This is a genomic window from Mucilaginibacter sp. 5C4, from assembly GCF_034345625.1.
GTDB classification, from domain to species: Bacteria; Bacteroidota; Bacteroidia; order Sphingobacteriales; family Sphingobacteriaceae; genus Mucilaginibacter; species Mucilaginibacter aurantiaciroseus.
This window is the reverse complement of record NZ_CP133775.1, coordinates 3,112,545-3,137,874: the sequence shown is the minus strand read 5'-3', so window position 1 is coordinate 3,137,874 and position 25,330 is coordinate 3,112,545. Positions and strand designations below refer to the sequence as shown.

The window sequence follows — 25,330 nt, the reverse complement described above, 5'->3', positions numbered from 1 at the left end:
TAGAGATTAGTTCTGATCTAATGAATAACAAAAAAGGCGATGAGTAAAACTCATCGCCTTTTTTCGTGCAGATTCTGTCTCAAATCTTAGAAGCGGTATCCCAAAGTTAAGTAACCATTATTAGCGGTATTCCTTAACATGGCTGCAGGGCTGCCCGCGCCAATATCATAAGGGAATAGGTTTTGTGTGCCGGTAGAGTGTGCGTATGTAGCATCAACATAGTATGCACCAAAGCGCAGGCCTATACCACCACTTGTGGTTTCAATATCGCTGCCGTTGTCTTTACGGGCATCGCCCTGTATGCCGTAACCACCACGTAGTAAAAAGAAACTGTTTATACGTGCCTCGGCACCAATGTGTGCATTAACGGCCGATTTGTATAACCCTTTAATGTCAGGGTTATCTTTGCGGTCGGCATTATAGTTGTTATTACTGCTTAAGTGGGTAGTGCTATAATCAACATACTCCACATCACCGGTTATAAAACCAAAGTTTTTGATGAATACAGATGCGCCGCCTGCCAGTTTTAATGGCGTACGCAGGTTATAATTTAATTGGTAATCATCAGATGCATTATTGTTTGTTGCATTTGTACCCACTTTTGATGATAAACCTTCGTAGTAAACATCATCTATATTATAAAATGTAGGCGAGGTAATTGTTGCACCAAGTCGCACAGCTTCAACCGGTTTGTAAATAACACCCAGTTTAGCGCTAAAACCTGTACCTGTGGTAGCCTGGTTTTGTGAGTAAGCCGAACTGTAAGCACGGTTTACTGGTAAGCCGCCTTCTATAACTGATGCATTGCCATCCTCATAAAAAGTGTTATGAGAGTTATACTTAATATCGGTAAAGCTTAAGCCAAAACCTAAGTACAACTTGTTGCTATAGTTAGCACCAACCGAAAAATCAACAGCCGACTGGTTGCCCGAACGGTTAAAAATAGCTTCCTGGGCAGTTGATCCAACGTTATTGGCTCTGTACTCAGACGAAGGGGGAACTGTTGCTAAACCATAGCTATCGATCAATTGATGATCGTATGCCCAGCCTGCTAAACTGCCCGCGCCAATGCCAAACTGGTTTGCTTGCGATGCATAGTAGTTGTTGATAGAATTAGCCCCATTATTACCACTATAACGAATATTTTGGTTGAAATTATTGGTACGGCTAAAACTTACACCATAGTTAGCGCTTAACCAGCCTTTGTTTTTATCGGCACCGGCCGGTTTGGTAAGCTGATTATAAATTACAATTGCCGCGTTGTTTAAGTTAAAGTTGTTGCGGGTTGTAGTTGTTTTATTACCTAAATAATTAGCTTCTGTTTTGTTATTATCATAACCCGGGGTAATGCTAAACTCCGAACGGGTGAAAAAACCCAGGCCTGCGGGGTTACCACTAACGTTGCTTAAGTCGCCCCCAACGGCAGTACCTGCGCCCCCAACTGCTTTAATACGCGATGTTGTACCAGTTGTAGTTTGCGAAAACCTTACGGCATCCTGCGAGTATTGGGCAAAAGTATTTTGGGTAAATGCTACTATAGCAATTACACTTAGTATATATTTAAATTTCATAAAATGAGTTAGGTTGATGTTAATACTTAGTTCCTTGCGGGTCTGCCGCCACCGCCGCCACCACCAGAGCTACGGCCGCCACCGCCGCCGCCACCAAATGATGAAGGTGCAGAGCGTTCAACGCTTGGTTGGTATGTAGGCCTATCGGTACGTACGCCACGTGTTGCACGTGCATCCTTGTACCCATTGTTACCATTACTGCTAACGCCACGAGACCCCCTGTTTGGGATATAACCTATACCGTTTGTATTGGTACCGCCGCGGCCGCCAAATGCGGTACGGCCCTGGTTGCCATTGCCCCTGTATGGGCGTGGGTTGCTGCGGTAAGCAGAGTACCCCCCCCAAAGCCGCCGCCATAACCGTAGCCTGTTCCCCAGAACGAGTATGGAGAGTAAAAGCCGCCGTAACCATAACCACCCCACGGGTAACCATAGCCAAAACCTCCGCCGTAGCCAAAGCCACCGCCATACCATGGCGAGCCGAAGCCGCCGTAACCAAAGCCACTGCCGTAACCAAAGCCTAAGCCAATGTTCAAGCCGCCGCCGTAGCCATAACCAAGGCCGCCGTAGCCGCCATAGCCATAATACAGGTTATCATAATAACCGAAAGGTGAGTAATAGCCAAAACGGTTTATGCGCGATGCATAATCGTCATAGTAAAAATAATCGTCTTCGTCGGTTTGGTCGTCGCCATCCTGGTTGTACTGGTCGTTCCGGGTAATGTAAACAGGCTCCTCTGCAGCTGTCGCGTGCGAGAAATAAACGTCGTCGTTGTTGCTTTTAGATGTGGATGTAGTTCGGTTAACGGAGCAGGAACTCAGCGCTACCGCGCCAATCAAAATCATTCCTTTAATAAGATTCCTATTCATTTTGTAAGGATGTAAAGTTCTAAGGTCAAATAAACGTATAAATTTATAAATTTGGGCGTTATTAATATTAATAACAAAGTCAATTTCTATTCCAAAAATCAATATATGAGCAAAGGTGTTATTAGTAAAGACGAAGATTATTCGAAATGGTTTAACGAGTTAGTAATTAAATCTGACATGGCCGAATATTCGCCTGTCAAAGGTTGCATGATCATTAAACCGTACGGTTATTCTATATGGGAAAAGATCCAGGCCGTGCTCGATAAAATGTTTAAAGAGACCGGGCATGTTAATGCATATTTTCCGTTGCTTATACCAAAATCTTTCTTCTCTAAAGAAGCTGCCCACGTAGAGGGCTTCGCTAAAGAATGTGCCGTAGTTACGCACTACAGGCTCAAGAACGATGGAACAGGTAATATTGTTGTGGATGAAGATGCAAAACTGGAAGAAGAATTAATTATCCGCCCAACATCAGAAACCATCATCTGGAATACCTACCGCGGATGGATCCAAAGTTACCGTGATCTGCCTATTTTAGTTAACCAGTGGGCTAACGTTATGCGTTGGGAAATGCGTACCCGTTTGTTTTTGCGTACCAGCGAGTTTTTGTGGCAGGAAGGCCACACCGCACACGCAACATCACAAGAAGCTATAGCAGAAACCGAGCAAATGCTGGATATTTATGCAGATTTTGCCGAAAACTGGATGGCATTACCGGTTGTAAAAGGCCGTAAAACGCCAAACGAAAGGTTTGCCGGCGCGTTAGACACCTATTGTATAGAGGCTTTAATGCAGGATGGTAAAGCCTTGCAGGCAGGTACATCTCACTTTTTAGGGCAAAACTTTGCTAAAGCATTTGATGTAAAGTTCACTAATAAAGAAAACGTACAGGAATTTGTTTGGGCGACCTCTTGGGGTGTATCAACCCGTTTAATAGGCGCGCTTATTATGGCACATTCTGATGATGCCGGTTTGGTATTGCCTCCAAAATTAGCGCCAATACAGGTTGTTGTTGTACCGATTTACAAGCACGACGAAGAGTTAGAAAACATCACCACGTTTGTAAACGCGTTAACAAAAGAATTGCGTGCTAAAGACATCAGCATAAAATTTGATAAACGCGATACCCACCGCCCCGGTGCCAAATTTGCCGAATACGAGTTGAAAGGCGTGCCATTGCGCGTTGCCATAGGCAGCCGCGACATGCAGAACGGTACGGTTGAATTGGCCCGCCGCGATACCAAAACCAAAGAAACGGTAAACCAGGAGGGCCTTGCCGCGCACATCGAGGCTTTATTAGAAGAGATCCAGGCGAACATCTACAGCAAAGCGTCAAATTTCCGTGCGGAGAATACTACCGAGGTAGATACCTACGACGAGTTTAAGCGCCTGTTAGATGAGCAGCCGGGCTTTATATCTGCCCATTGGGATGGTACATCAGAAACCGAGCAAAAGATAAAAGATGAAACTAAGGCTACAATCCGTTGTATACCTTTGAACAATAAACAGGAAGAAGGCAAATGCATCCTGACGGGTAATCCGTCGACACAGAGGGTGTTGTTTGCGAGAGCATATTAATTGCTGGTATGTGGTTGATTGAGTTAAGTGGTGAGTGGTTTTTAGCTGCACTTACCTTGTCAACAACAGTATAACAAACAAAAGCATTTAACGATATTGCATCTTTTACTGAACTTGAAACAAGGAAACAGTCACGCAAGATCAGAAACTTGGTTTCTGATCTTATAAAGAAATTTCCGGGTAAAGAAAAGTTTAGATTAGCAGACCAAATTATACGTTCTTCCCGTTCTATTGGTAATAATTTGGCAGAAGGGCATGGCCGTTTTCATTATCAGGATCACATCCGGTTTTGTATTATTGCAAGAGGGTAATTAACCGAAACCCTGGATCATTTAATTATCGCGTTAGATGAGGAAATTATTATAGAAGAAGTTTTACAATTGTTTCAAATCAGAATACGAAAGCTGTTTGAAATTGATAAACGGATATATTCAATATTTAAAAAGTAGAAAACAGTTGGGTAGTGAGTACTTGATTAGTGATGGTTGAAATTTTCGATCATTCATATATAGACAACCACTCACCGCTTAACATAACCAACCATTTACCATCCCATGAAATTCGGAACTAAAGCAATACACGCAGGGCAGGAGCCCGACCCAACTACCGGCGCTATCATGACGCCGATATACCAAACATCAACTTACTGGCAAAAATCGCCGGGAGATAATAAGGGGTACGAGTACTCGCGCGGTACAAACCCAACCCGCAAAGCGCTGGAGGATTGTTTGGCTGCATTGGAAAATGCCAAATACGGTCTTGCCTTTTCAAGCGGTATGGGCGCAACCGATGCGGTAATGAAATTGCTTGCCCCGGGCGACGAGGTAATTACGGGTAATGACCTTTATGGAGGATCGTACCGCATCTTTACCAAGATCTACGCTAACTATGGTATCAAATTCCATTTTCTTGATCTGTCGAACCCAGACATTATCAACGAATATGTGAATGATAAAACCAAACTGATCTGGATAGAAACCCCAACCAACCCAACCATGCAGGTGGTGGATATAGAGGCGATAGGCAAGATCAGTAAGGCTAATAATTTATTGTTTGTGGTGGATAACACCTTTGCCTCGCCATATCTGCAAAACCCGATCGACCTTGGTGCCGATGTAGTAATGCACTCTGTTACCAAATATATTGGTGGCCACAGCGACGTAGTGATGGGTGCCCTGATGCTGAACGACGAGGAACTTTACAAAAGGCTTTGGTTTATCTATAATGCCTGCGGCGCTACGCCAGGCCCTATGGATAGCTTTTTGGTATTGCGTGGGATAAAAACCCTGCACTTGCGCATGAAAGCGCATTGCGAGAACGGCCGCCAGGTTGCCGGGTTTTTGAAAGACCACCCACGTGTTGAGAAAATTTATTGGCCCGGTTTCCCGGATTCTAAAAATCATGACATTGCCAAAAAGCAAATGCGCGATTTTGGCGGCATGATCTCTATCGTTTTAAAAGATGCAGACTTAAAGGAAACTTTCCGCATCGCGTCATCCTTTAAAGTATTTGCTTTGGCAGAATCATTAGGCGGTGTAGAATCGCTAATAAACCACCCCGTAAGCATGACGCACGGCAGTATCCCCAAAGCCGAACGCGACAAAGCAGGTGTAGTAGATAACCTGCTACGCCTAAGTGTAGGGGTAGAGGATATCGAGGATTTGTTAGAGGATTTGAAACAAGCGTTGGCTTAGACCAATAAAAACCCACGCGTCATTGCGAAGCAATCTCTTCAGGACAATTATACACCTTGCATAACCGATTTGCTTTAAGAGATTGCTTCGTAAGTCGCAATGGCGTTTTTTGATTAGCATGAACGATAACCTCAAAGCCTTCCTCGACCAAAAAGTAGCCCAATACAACCGCCCGGAGTTTATTGCCAATGATCCGGTGAGCATCCCGCATATGTTCAGTAAAAAGCAGGATATAGAGATCATGGGGTTTTGGGCAGCAACGCTGGCATGGGGACAAAGGGTTACCATCATTAATAAATGCAAGGAGCTCATCACCCTGATGGATGGCGCACCTTATGATTTTATCATCAATCACGAGGAACCTGACCTTAAGAAACTACTCCATTTTAAGCACCGCACCTTTAACGATATAGATACATTGTATTTCATCTCGTTCTTTAGATGGCATTATGAGAATTTTGAGAGTTTGGAAGATGCGTTTTTACCTTCAAATAAGCCTTTTGTCATCCTGAATGATAGTGAAGGATCTAACAGCGAGTATATTCTTCGCGATGCCCAGAATGACAGGGTAAACAAAGCCGAAGCTGCCCTCAACCATTTCCGTTCCTATTTCTTTTCCCTGCCAGATTTTCCGCACCGTACAAAAAAGCATGTTTCGTCGCCATCACAAAAATCCACTTGTAAAAGGCTGAATATGTTTCTACGATGGATGGTACGTAAGGATGATAATGGTGTCGATTTTGGCATCTGGAATAAATTAAAACCTGCTGACCTGATCTGCCCGTGCGACTTGCATGTAGACCGTGTAGCCCGCAAACTTAAACTCATTACCCGCAAACAAACCGACTGGCAAACCGCCCTCGAACTAACACACTACCTCCGCGAACTTGACCCGCTCGACCCCGTTAAATACGATTTTGCGTTATTTGGTTTAGGTATAGAAGAGCGTTGGGGATTAGAGGGGATATTGCCGGAGTTTTAAAGAATTACCATTTCAAGACAATGTATTCTATATTTATTTATGGATAATTCTGTAAACGCAAACGAAGAAAGGAAAGAGTAGTTTTTTATAAAGCAGAAATAGAATCTCTGATTGAAATAAAACAGGATTTCTTGGATGGCAAAACCACAGCACGCAATTGGATTGAAATTGAAGAAGAACTTGATGTGAAATATAAATGATATGGCAACCACAGAAGAACACCATCTATCCGATTTTCTAACCGGCAAAAGTGAACATACACTTGCGTTATACAACCACTTTGTAAACAGTTAACTACAACCGGCAGCGATAAATTACAGTGATCTATGCCTCTTCTTTAAAATAAACCTTGTAATAATTCATTGCCTTGTCGTCGTCAAAGCCTTTTTCAATCAGCTTGTTATCGCCGTGGATATAAATATGGAAGTTCTTATCAAGTTTTAAAACGCTTTTATAGATGCGGGCTTGTTTTTTTACGGCATTGCCGGAGATCTCAAAATTATCAGCTATCGGGGTGTCAAATTCCTCTTCATACTGGCTTTTAAAGGTTTTGAAGGATGCGATGGCTTCAGGATTATTGATAACTTCTTCACTAAACTCGTCCAAATCAAAGGTCTCTTTTTCTTTAAAGTACTTCATCGAACGGTTCAATAGGTCTATTTTATCGGCCTTGCTCATGTCAAACTCATTGTCAAGCTTTTGGGTGACAAAGTTTTTGTAGATGCCCAGCGTATTACTGGTTTGGTTAAAACTATCGTTACGGATCTTTAGCTGCAGGAACTCATCTTTCCAATATACGGCGGCATCCTGCCCGCCACTTACTTTATCAACCACAACTACTTTGTAGCCATTCTCTTTCTCAATGTTAAAGATGAGCACACCTTTATCCAACTTATTGATGTTGATGGCGTCTTGTTCATAATCTACCGCGAAACCGCCCTGGTCTGGGTATACTTTAAGGTAGGTTTCTTTATTTTCAGATTTAAAGATGCCGATAGCATCCAACGGATTGCCCTCTATTTGTACATTGTTAAAGTGCACTACGTAAAGTTCGCCGCCTTTAATGTTAGGATGTGTGCTAACTTTATAGAGGTGTTTGGCTATCTGCTCAGACATTTCCTGAAATTTATCCTGATCATCGAAAACTTTGGTAGCAAAATTATGCAGTTCGTTAAGGGCAAGGTCGCCGCTGCTATGCATCAGGTGGTAAACCTCGTTAACTTTTTCGAATGGTTTTAAAAAGTATTGCATCAATAAGTTGGGGATGATCTCATCCTTAAGTTCCAGTGGTTTTTCTGACAAGGCATACATTTCACCTGCAGATTGGTTACCCACGTGGTGTACAGAAATTGTATCGAGCGAAGCTTCAAAAAAAGTTACCATAGTGTGGCGAAGTTAAAACTTTTTGGTTGATGGTTAGTAGTTCTTAGGAATAGCGGGATAATTGTTTATGGCATATGGTGCACATAACATTGACTGAAAATAACGAACTTCGCAATTAATAACGGTTCATGGTTTTTACTATGAACCATGAACCATTATCCATGAACTATACTGAAGAAACTATAGTAGCGCTTGCTACACCAAACGGGGCAGGGGCAATAGGGGTTATCAGGCTTTCGGGGCCCGAAGCAATAACTATTGCTCAAAAGGTTTGGAAAGGTAAAGACCTTACCAAACAGGCGTCGCATACGCTTCATTTTGGGCGTATTGTGGATGGCGGCCTGGAGCTTGACGAGGTAGTAGCTTCGTTATTTGTTGCACCGCGGTCATATACCCGCGAAGATGTGGTAGAGATCTCTTGTCATGGGTCGAATTATATTATCGAGTCCATCATTAAGCTGCTTATAAAAAATGGCGCACGCGCTGCTAAAGCAGGCGAATTTACTTTAAGAGCATTCCTAAATGGTCAGCTCGATCTTTCACAAGCCGAAGCAGTTGCCGACTTAATTGCATCAAATTCTAAAGCATCGCAGCAGGTTGCCTTACAGCAATTGCGCGGCGGCTTTAGTAACCAGTTACAGCAACTGCGCGATCAGTTGGTGCAATTTGCATCGCTGATAGAACTGGAACTTGATTTTGCCGAAGAGGATGTTGAATTTGCTAACCGCGATCAGTTAAAAAAGTTAACCCACGAGATCACCCGCGTTATTGGCAGCTTAATACAGTCTTTTGAATTGGGTAACGCCATTAAAAATGGTGTGAATACCGTTATTGCAGGAAGGCCAAACGCTGGAAAATCAACCCTGTTAAATGCCCTTTTGAATGAAGAGCGCGCCATAGTGAGCCATATCCCAGGCACAACGCGCGATACAATTGAGGAGGTACTGAATATACAAGGTATCAACTTCCGCCTGATAGACACGGCAGGCATCCGAGAAGCAACAGATACCATTGAGCAGATAGGGGTGCAGCGTACCATGGAAAAGATAAGCCAAAGCGCCCTGTTAATATATGTTTATGATGCCGGTGAAATAAGCCTTGCCGACTTGAACAGCGATATAGAAAGCCTGCAAAAGCCTGGCGTAACGATGCTTATTGTAGCTAATAAAGCCGACCTGTTAAATGCGGAACAAATATCGGCACTGCCGCATACCGAAAAGGCAATTATTATATCGGCCAAAGAAAAACAACATATCGACGAACTGAAAAGCAAGATCTATAGTACTGCAATAAAAGACCAGCTAACCGGCCACGAAACCCTCGTAACCAATATACGCCACCTGGAAGCCCTGCAGAAAACCGAAGAAGCCCTGATAAGGGTATTGGCCGGAATAGATACTGTAACATCCGATTTCCTGTCGATGGACATTAAACAAGCCCTGCATTATTTAGGTGAGATAACCGGTGCGGTTACAACCGACGATTTACTGGAAAATATTTTTAGTAAATTTTGTATCGGCAAGTAGACCCAACAAACACCCAAAAGTTACGACAACTTACGACAAGTAAATAACTCATTGTTAATAAGTTATGGTGATTTAGATTGTCCAAACTCTTGGATAATTAGCGATGTATTTCTTATATTTGGTTCTAAGATGGTTCTCAAAATGAATTTTTTTTGAGAATTAAAATCAAGGAAGAAATTAGGGCGCTTATTTACCCCTATTTACTCTAATTGCGTCTTAAACACGCTTAGTTACTCTTAAAAATGGAGAAATTACAACCGATATCGATTTAAAATATCATCGGTTGTTAACTCGCCGGTTATGTCGCCAATAGGTGATAATAATCTGATTATTAATGACTTAAAAAAGGCGAAATAATCGCAAGGAATTGTTTTGCCGGAATTTTAACGATTGGTCGGTTTTAAAAGAATGATGTTATGAGTTCAAATTTCACGGTAAACAGAATTTGTGAGCAATGCCGGAAGGTATTTTCAGCCAAAACCACGGTAACACGCTTCTGCAGTAAAGATTGCAACAGCAAAAATAATAAGTTGCGAAGCCGTAACAAAAAGATTGCTCCGCTTGATCAGATGCTTAGAAAAGTAATCGGTGAGCAGGTTAAGGATCCGACTGAAGGGGAATTCCTGAATGTGAAAAATGCGGCTAAACTCCTTCGCGCGTCTGATAAAATGATATATCACCTGATCAATATCGGCAAACTAAACGCTGTTAATTTATCTAAAAGAAAAACACTTGTCTACCGTAAAGATATCGACAAGTTATTTGAGCTGCCTCAGGTAGTTCAACTGAAGGAGCTCAAACCTCTACCGATTTCCGAATGCTACACCATGGCAGAAGCCCAGAAGATTTTTAATATTTCAGAATCAACGCTTTTTAATATGATTAAAAGACACGAGCTATTCAAATTTCAGGAAGGTCGATACACCTACGTCGCTAAATCGGATCTCGATACAATTTTCAATATGAAGCTATAATTCATGGCCAAAGTACACATCAGAAAAAAAACGCTGACTAAAGGGCGACAATCTGTTTATTTAGATTTTTCACCGCCGTTACGGAATCCGAAAACGGGAAAGCCGCAGAGATATGAGTATCTCGATATTTTCCTTTTTTCAAAACCCTCAAATGTCTGGGAAAGAAATCATAACTCCGAAACAAATGAACTAATCGAAAATATTCGGGCTAATCGTTTGCTAGATATTCAAAACCGCAAGTATGGTTTCGTCTCCAATCGGGATCGCAGTTCCAGTTTTGTTGATTTTTTTCAAGAATTTATCAGTAACAAAACCCGTTCGGAATGTGATAATAACGCCATGTCTTACCGATATTTTGTCGCTTTTGCAGGTCATGATTTAATTTTTAATGACCTTGATGAATTTATGTGTGATGATTATAAAAACTTCATGCTCAGCGGACCGGGTATTAGCCGACGTGGTCGGCCGATTTCACGGAATACTGCTGCCAGCTATTTCGCCAAATTCCGAAATGCCCTTAAACGAGCCTGTAGACAGGGTCTGTTAACAGTCGACCTGCACAGCCAAGTCGACCCTATCAAACTTAAAGAAACGCACAGGGAGCAACTAGAACTGGATGAATTTCAGCTTTTAGTGGACACCCCTTCAAAATCTGAACTAATTAAAAGTGCGGCAGTTTGTTCAGGTCTAACAGGGCTGCGTTTCTCTGACATACAAACTCTATGCTGGTCGGAAGTGCGTGGTACATCCGGCAGGTACCATCTCCAGTTTACCCAGGAAAAAACAGAAGGAGCGGAAATTCTTCCGATATCTGATCAGGCGGTTGAGGTGATGGGCGAACGTGGTGAACCAAACGAAAGAGTTTTCCCAGGACTAGCTTATTCCAGTATGCGTGAATGTTTTAAAGTTTGGTTGAATGATGCCGGTATAGTTAAGAACATAACTTTTCACAGCTTTAGGCATACTTATGCCACACTTCAGCTTGAATTCGGTACTGAACTGCTTACTGTTTCAAAAATGCTTGGCCATAAAAGTCTTAAAACAACATTAATTTATACTAAAGTAAAAGACAAAATGAAGATAGAAGCGGCCGGGAGGATAAAGCTTGATCTTGGTAAGTTAAGAGTTAATAAGTAAGCTGGATGAGAATGTACAGGTACTAAGTGTTGTATTTGCACTCGCTTTTATCGTTAACCATATTAGCTAAACTTATCTAGATTGTGATTAATCTTTTTCTGGTTCCTTTTCTGATAATTATTTGCTTCAGTGTTGATTTGAAACGACGTTTTTTTTCGGCTAAGCTTTATCCAGTTTTGAAGTTCGGAACGATTAAAATATAGCCTTTTTCCAGGTTTACTTACAGGGATTTCTTTGCGACTTACTTTAGTGTAAAGCGAAGCAACTGTGACCTTCAGAAACTGTGCAGCTTCTGTAATGTCCATTAGTTCATTTTCGTCTATTTCTTTGGGCTGCAGATTGATTATCATAAATTCAATCTTTTCGACTTTTTCGAATAATAGACGGATTACTTCGGGAAGTTCATTGAAATTAAAAGAATCCATTATTGCAAGTATGCCGGGTTTTTGCCATGTCTTTTGACAAGTATTTCGGTACTACCGAAAATTTTATTAATCTATAAAGTACTTTTTCAAACCTATACTTCAATATGCTGTTGCGGGGAGGATATGCATTATCGTAAATGTAATTGGTTTTATATTCAGGAAATGGACTGGTTTCAGGAAATGAAACACACTATAACGTCAATGTGGATTGCTTAACCCTATATTTTCAAGCAAATCAATGATTTCTTCGACAATAGCAGAATCTGAAGAAGCATGGCTGATAAAAATCTTTTTTGTAGTAAAATTTTTCTGATCGATTTGGACGCCATTGTCACTAGGACAAATAAAGCTCAGCACTTTGCGGCAAAGCTACTTTAGCAGTTTACTTGATAGTTCTTCAAGATTATATTCAAGATTCATTTCTCTCCTGTCAGGCTTGGGCATTAGTTTTTTTGTTAGCTGTTGTACCGCGGTCGGGTCTTTTTTTGTCCTTGCTATTGAAAACAATTAAAGTTGAAAAAATACCGGTTCCCATCTATAATTTTAATCATTTAGTTGATTCCCAGTAAGATTGTAAATGATGTGCCAAATGAAAATGTGCAAGCAAAATAAAGCTGTCTGCCACAGTATGCCCAATGACATGGCTACATTAATTATTCAAATTAAGATTTTGAGTCAGGAAAATATCTAATTCTTTCATTGACATGTTCTTTCTAATAATTGTTCCCGTACTATCAAGTAGAAATGTAGTAGGGAAACTTTTAACGTTCAGTTGATTCGCTTCATGTCCATTTTCATCAATATACTGATACCAGGATAATTCATATTCCTTGACCCTTCTTTGCCATATCGGGACGTCTTTTATTTTATCAGTAGATAAACCAACGATTTCAAATCCTTTTGCCTTAAAATTACTATAAATCTTTTTGAGAGAAGGGATTTCATCCAAACAAGGTCGGCATCTGCTGAACCAATAATTAATTAGTATAAACTTAGCTTTTGGTAATTTTAGCTTGCTGGCCGTCAAATTCACAGATTTTAGTTGTATTAATGGAAACTTTCCGCCTTCTTTAATTTTCGCCTGCTTAACTTCATCGTTTATTGCAATCCATAGCATTTGTCGCTTAATACTGTTTGAAAATAAATTTAAGGTTCGCTCCCTTATTTTTGAGTGCCCATACAAAGCAACCCTCTCTATTAAACTCCAAAGAGAAACGTATGAAGCGGGATGTAAAACGGTATAATCAAATAATAATTGATCATATAGATTGTTTTCGTTTAAAACCATCTCGGATAATGAATCGGTTTTACAATTGATTAACTGATTCTTACAAAAGAACTGATGATAACTACTTCTGTATTCTTTAAATGTTATTCCGTCAATTGTATTGCATTCTTCGGAAGAAAGATCAATAATTATACTTTTTGTTGAAGCATCTAGGAAATATTTACCGCCTCTCCATGCTCTAATGTTTTTATCACTTTTGAACACTATCCGGTACAATTGAGGATAATTAAAAGTGTTTTTTAAAGTAAACTTATTATCCAATATTTGTGCCGCTAACTGTGGTGTCTGATAATATTTATCACTTATGTTAGCTGGTATAAAGTATATAGAATCATCCCTCACCGTGCTTCCAGTTATCTCACCTATAATTAAAGATTTTTCTCTTTCAACTTTTTGTGCGAAACTAAAATAGAAAGATAAAAGTGAAGAGCACACCAATAACAACGTCTTCGTACCAATTCTATTTTTCATACCAATTCTATTATATCCGTTTCATTATTATAAACTAAATATACTGATCTATCAAATAATGACAGATTAATACATTTAGTTTATAGCTTCTATGCTATGCAGCAAGTACTACAGTAACCATTGGCATCAACACATCCCTCTTTGCATCCGGAGTTTGCACCACATCCCGGAGGTTTTGTTGTCGTTCCTCCTTTTACTTGTTTCATTTGTTCTCTGTTCAAAACGTTTTTGACGTTACTGAAATCAAATTTTATATTGTTCATAATTATAAATTTAACCGATAATCGCTTCGGCCTTCAGCGACATGTATTACCAAAGTGCATGTTCCTTTATTAGTTGCAAGTATCTAATTGCTCCGCAATTAAATACTTAATGTCTTTAATAAGGTAATTATCAGGTAAGCGATAATTATTAATTAATATAGTCGGTGTAAATTTGATATCCGCCATAACACACCATTTGTGCTGTCTTTCCAATTTGTAATATTGTGTCGGCTTTGGATCTGCTGGGTGTTGCTCGATCCAATATTGATAATCTTCATTAGGATTGGAGTACCAATGATAGAGAGCGTCCCTAACTTTATTTTTATCTTCAAGTTCATTTAAAGATATGAGGTGCTGCATTATAGCCATTTTTCTGTCAGTCTCCTTGCTAGCAACATTGAATATTATCCTCAATTGAAAGTTAGGATCGTTAAGAAGCCAATCATGTAAGACTTTATGTGTTACACCGCAGGGTTGACAATGAAGGTTACTAACTACAGTTATTATGTTCTCTGCTTCTATATTACCTAAAACGATGCTCTATTTTTCATCTGGCACAGAGTACTTAACCTGTCTTTTCAAAATACTATTAAAAAACGACAAGTAAAACCAGGACGAGACAGTTAGCATCATATGCTGAATTCGTTATCGTTTTTTGGTAAAATAACAGCTAAAAAATAATTTTCAATCATCTCTAATCTGTTGTGACGTGTTGATCGGCTTATCCAGAATTACCCTCTTTGAATTTAAATTTAAGCTTTGTGTGAAGGAATAAGAAAATCTTTATTTATTTGATAATAACGGAATTTCTTCAATTTGAATAGCTTTAGAGGATTTTAGTAATCTTTTTATAAACGTATGATGGTATCATCTAAATATTTTTTTTTACAGCTATCGATTGGGCTTAAGATTATCAAATAATCGTTGGATCAGCCTTTTATCATTTGTAATAATATCAGCTGAACCTTTCAAATCATAATTTAAGCTTAGTTTTATGCCATAAGTTGTTTTAAGATCACTAGGTAAATCAACCTGTATCAAATAATTATTAATTAGTCTATTGTCGCGTCCTCTGGTCGTGTTAGAAGTCATTGAAATTGATCTAACCTTACCCCGGATTGTGCCGAATTCCTGAAATGGGTAACTGTCTAATTTCACAATGACATCTTGGCCAACCTTTACTTTACCTATACCATATGAAGGCATAGTTAATTCACCAACTAACTGAGTATGTGTAGGAACTATTGTAAACAATTCGGTTCCTTGCTTGCCCTGTTAATTATCTGCTAGGCATCACCTGTTTATCGGTGCTCACACGTACATATTTATATTAGCAGTTTTCATCATTAGTTTATTTGTTTTAAGCGTTATTTTACGAAAAGGCGATGTATATTAAATTTAACTGCATAAAATGCACTGCTTTTTTTATTTATTAAAGGCGTTAAATTACTATAAACCTAATGTAGCTTGAAAGCTTTTTAAAGCTGATTTGATTTTTTTATCCATGTTAGCAAGCGACTGCATGACTTTTTTTATAAACCTATTTATTTACTTGCAAATTCAATTATATATAATAATTTTGTAGTGACCTATGTAACTAAGACACTATATATGATAGACGTTAAAGGATTAGAATTCGGCTATGCAAAAAAGAGACCCTTGTTTCAAGGGCTTAATTTAAAACTGGAGAAAGGCCATATCTACGGCTTGCTGGGAAAAAACGGTGCCGGCAAATCGACTTTATTAAAAAATATTACCGGCCTTGCTTTCCCAACAAAAGGCAGCTGCCTGTATAATGGTATTAATGTTGCCAAGCGCCCGGTTTCTGTCCTTTCCGACATTTATTTTTTAGCTGAGGATCTTTATACGCCCTCGCTGACCAGTGAACAGTTCGCTGCAAGCACTGCTACTTTTTACCCCAAATACAGCAAGTCAGATTTCTACCATTATTTGAAAGTGTTTGACGTTGATCCGGCAGCGATGATGGACCAGCAATCATTCGGGCAACAAAAAAAGGCTTTAATCGCTTTTGGTCTCGCAACAAACACTGGACTGCTGATTTTAGATGAGCCAACCAATGGCCTTGACATTCCGTCCAAGGTTCAGTTTCGAAAGCTTATCGCATCCGTATTGACCGAAAACCGTTGTATTGTCATCTCCACACATCAAGTTAGGGATCTGGATAATCTGATAGATACTTTATTAATATTAAACGACCGCGAAATTGTGGTTAATCATTCCGTTGATGAGCTTGTAGAGTTGCTTTCTTTCGGGGTTTACCCTGATACGGAGGGGTTATCGGTGCTATACGAAGAGCATGATTTTCGTGGTAAAAATGCGATCCTTCGAAACCGAACGGGCGTATTCAGCAAGTTAGACTTGGAGCTGCTATTTAACGCGGTGATCAGCGGCAATACATCTGTTTTAGACTTCATCAAATCATCCAAATAATATGTTAATGATCCCGTCATTTAGTTTTATCCGTTTCGTCCGCCTGTTCATCAAACACACCGCAGACCGTTATAAAACCTACTTCATGAGTTGGGCTGTACTTATCGGTGTTTTATTATTGGGGGGAATACTTTTTATTTACGCACTCCCTGATGAAATGAATGTCAGTTTTCAAATTGCACTATACGTTATGGTGATGCTGGCAGCGGGAACCATTTTTACAAGTAACCTTTTTGCTGACTACGGAGACAAAAAGAAAGCCATATCTACTTTAACCCTACCCGCGTCACATTTCGAAAAATACCTGGTCGCATGGGTTTATTCGGTCCCCTTGTTTGTGATGGTTTATACTGCCAGTTTTTATGGGGTGTTGATTTTTTTACTCCGCTTAAAGCCGGGTGGTGAACATGAAAGAATATTTAGTGTCATCTCTGATAATCCCGCGGGATTCAAGATATATATCGTTTATGGCTTATTACAAGCGGTAGCTTTCTATGGGGCAATTTATTTCAATAAATTGCACTTTATAAAAACAGCATTTGCCTTCTTTATAACCATTGCGGTACTCATGATAAGCAATAAGTATTTGCTTGGTTGGATGACGGGCCACAAAGTAAGGCCTAATGTCCCCTTCGGAGAAATGAGGTTTACCGAACAGATGCACAACATCGTGATCAGGACACCACCTCAATATGACTGGATAACGCAATACACGGTAATGGCATTCATCCTGATTTTGTGGGTTGCAGCGTATTTTAGATTAACAGAAAAGCAGGTGTAAATATGGAGTTTAGAGACAATGAAGCTATATACCTGCAAATTGCCGCTTATATAAGCGAACATATTTTGCTTGGTAAATGGAAAGCAGAGCATAAAATACCTTCCGTACGCGACCTAGCTGTTGAACTGGAGGTTAATCCCAATACGATCTTGCGTTCTTATGAATTCTTACAGCAGCAGGGCGTGGTAACCAATAAAAGAGGACTCGGCCTGTTTGTTGCGGTCGACGGCCTTAAAAAAGTAAAGGCTTACCGGAAAGAACGCTTCGTGGCGCAGGACCTCCCTGAATTTTTCCGCAATATATACCTGTTGGATATTGATTTGCAAGACCTGCAGGAACGTTATGAAACGTTTATAACAAATAATTACAAAAAGCCTTTAAACCAAGACAATGAAAACAAGTAACCGTTTAATAGTGTGCGCGCTGCTGCTTATCCTGCTTACACAGCTGGGTTATGATAACCTGCTTAAGGCGGAATTTATCAGCGGCAGGTACAAGGATGCGTACAGGGACTATGTAAAGCTAAACTATAAAGACTTCGATGTTGTAGACCTGGAGTCTTCGACCGCAGCTAATGTTAAATTTGTACAGGGGCCATTTAAAATAATAGCTGACTCTGCTGCTTTATCCAATATAAAAATTTCCCAAGAGGGTAAAAAACTAACCATAAAGGCTGCTTATGACAAAGAATATCTTTGGAATGCCAATCCATACCTTATTGTCATCTCCTGCCCTATACTATCCGCTGTACACGCCGGTGCAACCTATACGGTTAGCAAAAATATTGCAGTTACCGATACGATAAATTATACCAGCTGGAACATGCGCGGGGTATTGATTGATGGGTTTAAACAGGATAGCTTGACGATCATCCAGGATTATGGCAGTACAGTTGAGCTTGCAAACAATCATTTGACTAATGTAACTGCCACAATAGGAAAAAGAGCAGGAAGCGGTTCTAAGATTACTTTATTGAAAGGCAACCAGCTAAAGAACGCAGACTTTGAAATTTTAAACAGAAGCGAGCTCTTGCTCAATAATGAAGGAATTGAAAATATACATTATCATTTAGCCGATAGTGCCAGATTAACGATTGGCGCCCAATCGCAAAACCTGTTCAAAAAACAATAACCATCTTATCCAAATCAAATGCAATTAACCATCAATTCCCTTTCGAAAACCTACTCCAACGGCGTGCAGGCCTTGAAAAATGTTTCACTTCATTTAAGTAACGGCATGTTTGGTTTGCTTGGCCCTAACGGTGCGGGTAAATCATCTTTAATGCGAACGATAGCTACCTTGCAGGAGGCAGATAGCGGAAGTGTCTTTTTAGACGACCTGAATGTATTACAAGACAAAACAAAGGTCAGGCAATTACTGGGTTACCTGCCCCAGGAATTTGGCGTATACCCAAAGATATCTGCCGAAAGGATGCTGGACCATATAGCCCAGCTGAAAGGCGTAGGAAACAAAAGCGAAAGAAAGGAGCTTGTCGCCGCATTATTGGATAATGTTAACCTTTCAAAAGATAAAAAGAAAAGCCTGGGTACCTACTCCGGGGGCATGAAGCAACGATTTGGCATTGCGCAGGCGCTTATAGGCAACCCGAAACTTATTATTGTCGACGAGCCAACAGCCGGCTTAGACCCCGCCGAACGTAACCGCTTTTACAATCTTTTAAGTCAGCTTGGCGAAAACACCATCGTTATACTTTCCACCCATATTGTCGAGGATGTAAGTACACTTTGCTCCAACTTTGCGATCATTTGCCAGGGTGAAGTACTTTATGCCGGCCAGCCGGATAATGCCGTGAAAGAAATGGAAGGAAGGATCTTCACGAAAGCGATATCCAAGCAGGAACTGAGTTTTTACCAGGATGATTTTACAGTTATATCCACCCAACTTAAAACGGGGCAACTGCATATCCGAGTGTTGCAGGAAAGCGATCCGGGGAATGACTTTTCACCGGCAACGCCAAATCTGGAAGATGTATACTTTAGCAATATTGCAACCCGGGTTGATGTAAATACCATTTAAACTACCACAAAAATAAAATTTATGTTTTGGAAAATATTTGTTTTTGAGGCGCAGAACCGCCTCCGGAGACCGGCGGTCTATGTTTATTTTTTGGGCGTATTGCTTTTTGTAACCTTCTCATTTTCAGCAGGTGCATTACCTGTTGGCGAAAAAGAGCATTTTAACAGCCCTATGATGATCGCACGTACCTATGCATGGTTAAGCATCATTATGATGCTGGTCACATCGGCCATCATGGGTATGCCTTTGTATAAAGATATAGAGTATAATACAAAAGATTATTACCTCACCTACCCGATCACCAAGGCGGGATACTTTTGGGGAAGATACTGTAGTTCGCTGCTGTTTGTGTTAATTATAGGTAGCGCGGTGATGTTTGGTGCATACATCGGCACCTTTCTTGGGCCATTACTTGGCCTAAATGATGCCGGACGTTACGGACCAAATAAATTAACTTATTACCTGCAACCCTTTTTATTGATAGGTGTGCCCAATCTCGTATTCACATCATCCTTATTTTACGGATTGGTCGCACTTACTCGGAATATAAAGGTGATCTACAGTGGGGGCATAATTTTGTTTCTGGGTTATTTAATAGCTACGTTCTTTCTTGCTCATTCCAATAACGAGGTAGTAATAAAACTGGCAGATCCATTTGCATTCAACGGTGTACGCATGCAGGTCAATCAGGCTAACGACTATGTTAAAAATATTTCTACTGTGGCCTTTGAAGGTGTGCTTTTAATTAACCGCCTGCTATGGCCGGGTATAGGGTTCGGGCTTTTGTTATTCAGCTATATCAGGTTTAATTTTGAAGATTTTTTTAGTGGAAAAAGGGATAAGAAAATCATCCCCGATGAAAAGGTTAACCGGAATGCCCAGCGGCCGCAAGTCTCAACCAGCTTTACCGGCAGCTATAATTTCAGGACTTTGCTAACACTCACCAAAACTGAACTATCAAACATCATCCGCGACAACTACTTTTGGATCATTATTGGTTGCGGGCTTACCTTCCTTGGCTTCATATTTTACCTGGGGGATAGTTTTTACCGTGTGCCCAACCTGCCGCGTACAGTTTCATTACTGGTCATCTTCTATGATAATTTCCTGTTCTTCATATTTTTTATCATCATCTTTTATACAGGCGAAACCGTTCACCGAGACCGTACAACGCGATATGTCTACATTAACGATTCATTGCCCGCACCAAACTGGGTATTGAATGGTTCCCGGCTTCTGAGCCTTCTTATAATGGGCGCTTTCCTGTCCACCGTACCCATGTTCCTTGGGATTTTTATCCAGGTAATTAAAGGCTATTACCACTTCAATATATCGGTTTACCTGTTAGAAGTATTTGTGCTCATGCTTCCCCGTTTCCTGGAAATGGTGGTGTTTGCTTATGTGATTCATGTCATTATCAACAATAAATTTGCTGCACACGGTGTGGGCATCGCCATTTGGATCATCTTGTTTTTTGCTCACGTAACCGGTGTGCTTAATTATAATTTGCTGTTATATTCTTACCCTCCCAATTATTCTATATCTGATATGGATGGTATCGGGCACATGCTGACGCCGGTCATATGGTTTAATATCTATTGGTTGCTGGCAGGTGGTTTATTAATTATTATTTCGGCCTTATTTTACTATCGTGGAATTTCGTCGGCTTTTAAAGAAAGATGGCAACTGGCCAGGGAACGCTTTGACCGCAAAACCAAATTGATGGCCGTTGTGCTAACAATTTGTTTCCTGGCTGTAGGGTCATTTATATATTATAATGTGAGCTATTTAAATAGCTATTTGACAGGTGCGGAGACCGACCAGCGCGCCGTGGATTACGAAAGAACATTAAAGCGCTACGAGAACCTGCCCCTGCCAAAACTAACCGGTATAAAATTGGTGATAGATCTGTTCCCGGATAAGCAGCAAGCTAAAACACACGGCTATTTTACCTTAACCAATAAAACAGATCAGCCAATCGCTCAAATGCTGCTTGATGGCGAAGGCGTTGACTATACGCTAAAAAGTGACGGAAAAGATATGGCTTATATCGTTCCCCTGACCTACCGCCGCGGCAAATTTAACTGGTTCAGGCCGGCAAGGGATACCGCCGATTTTAGGATCTACACCTTTGCCAAAGCGCTTGCGCCGCATGATTCTATTGTGGTTGAAATGACCTCCGTTGTAAAATGTAAAGGATTTCAGAATAACTCTTACAGCGGTGATATTCTCAACAACGGTACTTACTTTAGCGGAGGCATACCGGGGTTAGGCTATGATGAAGGCGAAGAATTGGGCAGTAATTATGAGCGGAAACGTTATGGGCTTGCCCCAAAAACAGACAAAGAAATACCCCAGGATGATCCCGTTGGAAAAAGTAGGTTGATCATGGGTTCCGCAGCAGATATTTATACGCTGGATATTACCGTCAGCACTTCCGGCGATCAAATCGCAATCGCCCCGGGCGAGTTGCAAAAAGAGTGGAAAGAAAACGGCCGTAACTATTATCATTACGTGCAGCAAGCACCCCGTGCCTATCCCTCTTTTAAAATTTTGTCAGCAAAATATGCGGTGTTATCAGCCAATTTAAAAATCGACAGCGTGCATAACGTGAAAACAAGTATCTACTATCACCTGGCCCACGCGGACAATACCGGGCGGTTTATGGCAGCGGTGAAAGATGGCTTAAGTTATTACTCCAAAGTTTATGGCGCGTACCCTTACAAAGACCTGCGGCTTGCCGAAACTAGTGTTTACAGCGGCGGTTCATCATCCTATCCTACTTTAAACACCTATAATGAAAATACAGGCTGGAATGCTGATTTTAGTTACAAGGGCTTATTTGACTATTGTTATTTCGATGCATCCAAACTGATCTCAAGACAATGGTGGATATTTCAGGCACCACCCAATAGCACAGTCGGCGCACAGGTCATTTCTACAGGTTTGCCGAAGTATGACGCTTTTGTCTTGATGGAACATAAATACGGTAAAGATAATATTGGAGAGTTGCTGCGTGATGAGATCGGGAATTATCTTTTCTGGCACAGCCGCGGCCAGGAAGAAGAAGAACATTCGCTGATCAAGGCGAACCAATGGTACGAATGGGACACAAAAGCGGCGCAGGTATTATATGGGTTACGGGATCTGATCGGCGACGAAAATATGAACGCAGCGCTCAAAGCATTTAAAAATGAATATGCCTTTAAAAAAGCCCCGCCTTATGCAGGCAGTAATGATCTTTACCGCTATCTTAAAATGCATACGCCGGATTCATTGCAATACTATTTAAAAGATACCTGGGAGAAAATAACATTTTATAACAATAAGATAGTAAGCGCCAAAGCCTCCCCATTAGGCAATAACAATTACAAAGTCACTATCAATTTAAATGCAGAAAAGTCTTATTTGCAGGGAAAAGGCAATTACGTAGTTACCCCCATGAATGATTATATAGATTTGGCTGTATTTGGGCCAACATCCAAGGACAAAAACGGGCGGATGTTAATGACCCCCTTATATATAAAAAAGCATAAATTAAAAAGCGGAAATCATACCATTACCCTTATTGTAAAAGGCAAACCGGTATCCGTGGGTGTTGATCCTTATGGTAAACTGATAGACGAAATGCCTAATGATAATTTAAAGAACCTTTGATCTTCATATAATATTGCCAAATCAAAATCTAATAATACTTCTGGTTGCGTATATAGTAGATTTGGTTCATGATTATTTCATCAAGTATCAATTGATTGGGAGGATAAAGCTTGATCTTGGTAAGTTAAGAGTTAATAAGTAAGCTGGATGAGAATGTACGGGTACTAAGTGTTGTATTTGCACACGCTTTTATCGTTAACCATATTAGCTAAACTTATCTAGATTGTGATTAATCTTTTTCTGGTTCCTTTTCTGATAATTATTTGCTTCAGTGTTGATTTGAAACGACGTTTTTTTCGGCTAAGCTTTATCCAGTTTTGAAGTTCGGAACGATTAAAATATAGCCTTTTTCCAGGTTTACTTACAGGGATTTCTTTGCGACTTACTTTAGTGTAAAGCGAAGCAACTGTGACCTTCAGAAACTGTGCAGCTTCTGTAATGTCCATTAGTTCATTTTCGTCTATTTCTTTGGGCTGCAGATTGATTATCATAAATTCAATCTTTTCGACTTTTTCGAATAATAGACGGATTACTTCGGGAAGTTCATTGAAATTAAAAGAATCCATTATTGCAAGTATGCCGGGTTTTTGCCATGTCTTTTGACAAGTATTTCGGTACTACCGAAAATTTTATTAATCCATAAAGTACTTTTTCAAACCTAGACTTCAATATGCTATTGCGGGGAGGATATGCATTATCGTAAATGTAATTGGTTTTATATTCAGGAAATGGACTGGTTTCAGGAAATGAAACACACTATAACGTCAATGGTTAAATCCTTGTAATAATAAATATTTTAAGAGACTGTTTCACTGTAAACTAAGTGCACAGGAAGGATAACGGTCAACCTAATTCAGGACGAGGCACTCTGCTTCTGTGACTTTTGTGGTGCCATGATATTCAATTTCAAAAGGCGGTTCAATTTCCCTCATTGACGAAAACTTTTTGATTTCAAATTTATCTTCAAATTTCTAAAATTGTTTTCAATGCAAAAAGTCTACTACAAAAGAATTATCACTTGGCTGGATTACCCTGACCAAAACGAAATTTGCGAGGATTATATCACTTATGGTTTGTCAAGGCGGGACTGGGCCGAGTTATGCCGGAGTGTTCCCTTGGCAGATATGAAAGAAAGGCATCGGACGTAGCTGAGGCATTAAACGTAGCAATTAGCGAAGTCGAGCTTGTGAAGAAATAACTGCTATACCAACCTTAGATGGCGCATTTATTTGATGAGCAGCAGGCTAATTGCCGAAGATCAGCGTCGGGTCAAAGCCAAGATTTTGAACCAGCTGGTCAAATACTATTTCCCTCTTTTTTAGAACATATCGTTTTTCAGCAGGGTCATTCGGCATCCAATAGCATAATTGAATGATACCGCCTACGTTAGCGTCGTAGTAGCGGATGATCTTGTAATAATGGGAGGGGACAGTATTGTTAAGCTTGCCATTTGAATAAACCTGCTTGCTGCCGAAAGTACCGCACCAGATCATGACGCTGTCTGTAACAGCTACCGTTTTGTGGCCGGTAAGTTTCCTGCAAAGGTCTTCCGTAGCTAATTCTGTTCCGATATTCTGCCCCTGGTACTCCATGGCTGCGTTAAAGGTGTACGTGTCTGAGAGTATGGCCGCATCTGCGGAATATGCAAGCAGTATCCATGGTTGGCAATGGCCTTTAGCGATCATTTCTGACGAATTCGGTTTTCCGATCAAACGGTTTGCTTTGCGGTAAACCTTTGTTTCATCGGGCTGTCCGTACGCGGCATGCCATGCCGCATAAATGCCTGTCCGGGGCAGGTCGAGGGCTTCCTGTTCCAACCGGTGCGCTTTTGTATAGATGTAGAAAGTAAGTACAGGCATGTGTTGCAGGGTGTCTGCGATAGACCTGAAATAGGGATTGACCCACAATTTACAGGAAGGGCAGAAGTCGGATTGTTGGGTGGGGTATTTTTTGTAAAGCGCTTTTACGTAAGCGGCGTCCGGCGCCTGGCCATAAAGGAAAAAGGGCGTCAAGAAAAGGATAAAGGCGGCAATTCTTTTCATAATTAACTGGAGATTCCGGATCCATTGACCATGCGATTCCGTGCGCTTCAGAGCACCGATTTGTGTAAGCAGGTAGAAAAAATGAAATTAATAATCAAGGATTTAATATGGTCAAAGTGTTCCGGAATCGTCTGCCTGACATTCCGGAACGAGGTGTCAATGGCTCCGGAATCTCCACTATGAGCGCCTCATTTGTTTTTAA

At 40.6% G+C, this 25,330-nt stretch carries 22 protein-coding genes; 13 read left to right on the top strand and 9 right to left on the bottom strand.

Annotated elements, in window-relative coordinates; genetic code table 11:
• Positions 1-86: 86 nt before the first annotated feature.
• Positions 87-1,571: a hypothetical protein gene (locus RHM67_RS14695; protein ID WP_322227579.1), complete on the bottom strand. Its 1,485-nt coding sequence runs from the start codon at positions 1,569-1,571 to the stop codon at positions 87-89.
• 235 nt (positions 1,572-1,806) lie between these two features.
• Positions 1,807-2,439: a hypothetical protein gene (locus RHM67_RS14690; protein ID WP_322227578.1), complete on the bottom strand. Its 633-nt coding sequence runs from the start codon at positions 2,437-2,439 to the stop codon at positions 1,807-1,809.
• Between the two features lie 105 nt (positions 2,440-2,544).
• On the opposite strand from RHM67_RS14690, the gene proS reads away from it, so the two are divergent.
• The 4 genes from proS (at position 2,545) to RHM67_RS14670 (ending at position 6,693) form a co-directional block, all read left to right on the top strand.
• Positions 2,545-4,017, top strand: a complete 1,473-nt coding sequence (gene proS / locus RHM67_RS14685; RefSeq protein WP_322227577.1) for a proline--tRNA ligase — start codon at positions 2,545-2,547, stop codon at positions 4,015-4,017.
• A 95-nt stretch (positions 4,018-4,112) separates the two neighbouring features.
• A complete protein-coding gene (locus RHM67_RS14680) occupies positions 4,113-4,328 on the top strand; it encodes a four helix bundle protein (protein ID WP_322232199.1) in 216 nt (71 codons plus the stop codon).
• A 243-nt stretch (positions 4,329-4,571) separates the two neighbouring features.
• Positions 4,572-5,711, top strand: coding sequence for a cystathionine gamma-synthase (locus RHM67_RS14675; protein WP_322227576.1), 1,140 nt, complete (start codon positions 4,572-4,574; stop codon positions 5,709-5,711).
• A 118-nt stretch (positions 5,712-5,829) separates the two neighbouring features.
• A complete protein-coding gene (locus RHM67_RS14670; protein ID WP_322227575.1) occupies positions 5,830-6,693 on the top strand; it encodes a TIGR02757 family protein in 864 nt (287 codons plus the stop codon).
• Between the two features lie 324 nt (positions 6,694-7,017).
• Here the strand turns inward: RHM67_RS14670 and RHM67_RS14665 are convergent, their stop codons facing one another.
• Positions 7,018-8,076 carry a nucleoid-associated protein gene (locus RHM67_RS14665; RefSeq protein ID WP_322227574.1) on the bottom strand — a complete coding sequence of 353 codons (1,059 nt, stop codon included), beginning with the start codon at positions 8,074-8,076 and terminating at the stop codon, positions 7,018-7,020.
• 161 nt (positions 8,077-8,237) lie between these two features.
• Here RHM67_RS14665 and mnmE point away from each other — a divergent pair, with 161 nt between their 5' ends.
• The 3 genes from mnmE (at position 8,238) to RHM67_RS14650 (ending at position 11,713) form a co-directional block, all read left to right on the top strand.
• Positions 8,238-9,602 carry a tRNA uridine-5-carboxymethylaminomethyl(34) synthesis GTPase MnmE gene (gene mnmE / locus RHM67_RS14660; RefSeq protein WP_322227573.1) on the top strand — a complete coding sequence of 455 codons (1,365 nt, stop codon included), beginning with the start codon at positions 8,238-8,240 and terminating at the stop codon, positions 9,600-9,602.
• Between the two features lie 416 nt (positions 9,603-10,018).
• Entirely contained in the window at positions 10,019-10,576 is a 558-nt protein-coding gene (locus RHM67_RS14655; protein WP_322227572.1) for a helix-turn-helix domain-containing protein, read from the top strand.
• 3 nt (positions 10,577-10,579) lie between these two features.
• Positions 10,580-11,713: a site-specific integrase gene (locus RHM67_RS14650; RefSeq protein ID WP_322227571.1), complete on the top strand. Its 1,134-nt coding sequence runs from the start codon at positions 10,580-10,582 to the stop codon at positions 11,711-11,713.
• 62 nt (positions 11,714-11,775) lie between these two features.
• On the opposite strand, the gene RHM67_RS14645 is transcribed toward RHM67_RS14650, so the two are convergent.
• From RHM67_RS14645 to RHM67_RS20680, 4 genes are all read right to left on the bottom strand, one after another.
• Positions 11,776-12,138, bottom strand: a complete 363-nt coding sequence (locus RHM67_RS14645) for a helix-turn-helix domain-containing protein (RefSeq protein ID WP_322227570.1) — start codon at positions 12,136-12,138, stop codon at positions 11,776-11,778.
• Positions 12,139-12,787: 649 nt separating this feature from the next.
• On the bottom strand, positions 12,788-13,897 hold the full coding sequence (locus tag RHM67_RS14640; protein WP_322227569.1) for a TlpA disulfide reductase family protein: 1,110 nt from the start codon (positions 13,895-13,897) through the stop codon (positions 12,788-12,790).
• Between the two features lie 332 nt (positions 13,898-14,229).
• Entirely contained in the window at positions 14,230-14,520 is a 291-nt protein-coding gene (locus tag RHM67_RS14635) for a hypothetical protein (protein WP_322227568.1), read from the bottom strand.
• A 531-nt stretch (positions 14,521-15,051) separates the two neighbouring features.
• Complete coding sequence (locus RHM67_RS20680; RefSeq protein WP_323520435.1) at positions 15,052-15,414, bottom strand: hypothetical protein; 363 nt, start codon at positions 15,412-15,414, stop codon at positions 15,052-15,054.
• A gap of 357 nt (positions 15,415-15,771) precedes the next feature.
• Between RHM67_RS20680 and RHM67_RS14630 the strand changes: the two genes are divergently transcribed.
• From RHM67_RS14630 to RHM67_RS14605, 6 genes are read left to right on the top strand one after another with little or no spacing between them, the layout of a single operon-like run.
• Positions 15,772-16,611 (top strand): ABC transporter ATP-binding protein, encoded by an 840-nt coding sequence (locus RHM67_RS14630; RefSeq protein WP_322227567.1) that lies wholly within the window; start codon positions 15,772-15,774, stop codon positions 16,609-16,611.
• 1 nt (position 16,612) lies between these two features.
• Complete coding sequence (locus RHM67_RS14625; protein WP_322227566.1) at positions 16,613-17,392, top strand: hypothetical protein; 780 nt, start codon at positions 16,613-16,615, stop codon at positions 17,390-17,392.
• Between the two features lie 2 nt (positions 17,393-17,394).
• Positions 17,395-17,796: a GntR family transcriptional regulator gene (locus tag RHM67_RS14620; protein WP_322227564.1), complete on the top strand. Its 402-nt coding sequence runs from the start codon at positions 17,395-17,397 to the stop codon at positions 17,794-17,796.
• Entirely contained in the window at positions 17,783-18,523 is a 741-nt protein-coding gene (locus tag RHM67_RS14615) for a hypothetical protein (RefSeq protein ID WP_322227561.1), read from the top strand. Before RHM67_RS14620 ends, RHM67_RS14615 begins: the two co-directional genes overlap by 14 nt.
• An 18-nt stretch (positions 18,524-18,541) precedes the next feature.
• On the top strand, positions 18,542-19,429 hold the full coding sequence (locus RHM67_RS14610; RefSeq protein WP_322227559.1) for an ABC transporter ATP-binding protein: 888 nt from the start codon (positions 18,542-18,544) through the stop codon (positions 19,427-19,429).
• A gap of 21 nt (positions 19,430-19,450) precedes the next feature.
• Entirely contained in the window at positions 19,451-23,086 is a 3,636-nt protein-coding gene (locus tag RHM67_RS14605) for a hypothetical protein (protein ID WP_322227557.1), read from the top strand.
• A gap of 218 nt (positions 23,087-23,304) precedes the next feature.
• Here the strand turns inward: RHM67_RS14605 and RHM67_RS14600 are convergent, their stop codons facing one another.
• Complete coding sequence (locus RHM67_RS14600; protein WP_322227556.1) at positions 23,305-23,652, bottom strand: helix-turn-helix domain-containing protein; 348 nt, start codon at positions 23,650-23,652, stop codon at positions 23,305-23,307.
• A gap of 678 nt (positions 23,653-24,330) precedes the next feature.
• Positions 24,331-25,128 (bottom strand): DNA/RNA non-specific endonuclease, encoded by a 798-nt coding sequence (locus tag RHM67_RS14595; RefSeq protein WP_322227554.1) that lies wholly within the window; start codon positions 25,126-25,128, stop codon positions 24,331-24,333.
• Positions 25,129-25,330: the final 202 nt, after the last annotated feature.

What these genes read in the sequence shown, in the direction of transcription:
- RHM67_RS14640 (WP_322227569.1), bottom strand. Translation starts at nt 13,897, where the DNA reads ATGAAAAATAGAATTGGTACGAAGACGTTGTTATTGGTGTGCTCTTCA.
- RHM67_RS14635 (WP_322227568.1), bottom strand. Translation starts at nt 14,520, where the DNA reads ATGCAGCACCTCATATCTTTAAATGAACTTGAAGATAAAAATAAAGTT.
- RHM67_RS14605 (WP_322227557.1), top strand. Translation starts at nt 19,451, where the DNA reads ATGTTTTGGAAAATATTTGTTTTTGAGGCGCAGAACCGCCTCCGGAGA.
- RHM67_RS14690 (WP_322227578.1), bottom strand. Translation starts at nt 2,439, where the DNA reads ATGAATAGGAATCTTATTAAAGGAATGATTTTGATTGGCGCGGTAGCG.
- RHM67_RS14630 (WP_322227567.1), top strand. Translation starts at nt 15,772, where the DNA reads ATGATAGACGTTAAAGGATTAGAATTCGGCTATGCAAAAAAGAGACCC.
- RHM67_RS14625 (WP_322227566.1), top strand. Translation starts at nt 16,613, where the DNA reads ATGTTAATGATCCCGTCATTTAGTTTTATCCGTTTCGTCCGCCTGTTC.
- RHM67_RS14665 (WP_322227574.1), bottom strand. Translation starts at nt 8,076, where the DNA reads ATGGTAACTTTTTTTGAAGCTTCGCTCGATACAATTTCTGTACACCAC.
- proS (WP_322227577.1), top strand. Translation starts at nt 2,545, where the DNA reads ATGAGCAAAGGTGTTATTAGTAAAGACGAAGATTATTCGAAATGGTTT.
- RHM67_RS14645 (WP_322227570.1), bottom strand. Translation starts at nt 12,138, where the DNA reads ATGGATTCTTTTAATTTCAATGAACTTCCCGAAGTAATCCGTCTATTA.
- RHM67_RS14675 (WP_322227576.1), top strand. Translation starts at nt 4,572, where the DNA reads ATGAAATTCGGAACTAAAGCAATACACGCAGGGCAGGAGCCCGACCCA.
- RHM67_RS14595 (WP_322227554.1), bottom strand. Translation starts at nt 25,128, where the DNA reads ATGAAAAGAATTGCCGCCTTTATCCTTTTCTTGACGCCCTTTTTCCTT.
- RHM67_RS14655 (WP_322227572.1), top strand. Translation starts at nt 10,019, where the DNA reads ATGAGTTCAAATTTCACGGTAAACAGAATTTGTGAGCAATGCCGGAAG.
- mnmE (WP_322227573.1), top strand. Translation starts at nt 8,238, where the DNA reads ATGAACTATACTGAAGAAACTATAGTAGCGCTTGCTACACCAAACGGG.
- RHM67_RS14695 (WP_322227579.1), bottom strand. Translation starts at nt 1,571, where the DNA reads ATGAAATTTAAATATATACTAAGTGTAATTGCTATAGTAGCATTTACC.
- RHM67_RS14615 (WP_322227561.1), top strand. Translation starts at nt 17,783, where the DNA reads ATGAAAACAAGTAACCGTTTAATAGTGTGCGCGCTGCTGCTTATCCTG.
- RHM67_RS14600 (WP_322227556.1), bottom strand. Translation starts at nt 23,652, where the DNA reads ATGGATTCTTTTAATTTCAATGAACTTCCCGAAGTAATCCGTCTATTA.
- RHM67_RS14650 (WP_322227571.1), top strand. Translation starts at nt 10,580, where the DNA reads ATGGCCAAAGTACACATCAGAAAAAAAACGCTGACTAAAGGGCGACAA.
- RHM67_RS14670 (WP_322227575.1), top strand. Translation starts at nt 5,830, where the DNA reads ATGAACGATAACCTCAAAGCCTTCCTCGACCAAAAAGTAGCCCAATAC.
- RHM67_RS14620 (WP_322227564.1), top strand. Translation starts at nt 17,395, where the DNA reads ATGGAGTTTAGAGACAATGAAGCTATATACCTGCAAATTGCCGCTTAT.
- RHM67_RS14610 (WP_322227559.1), top strand. Translation starts at nt 18,542, where the DNA reads ATGCAATTAACCATCAATTCCCTTTCGAAAACCTACTCCAACGGCGTG.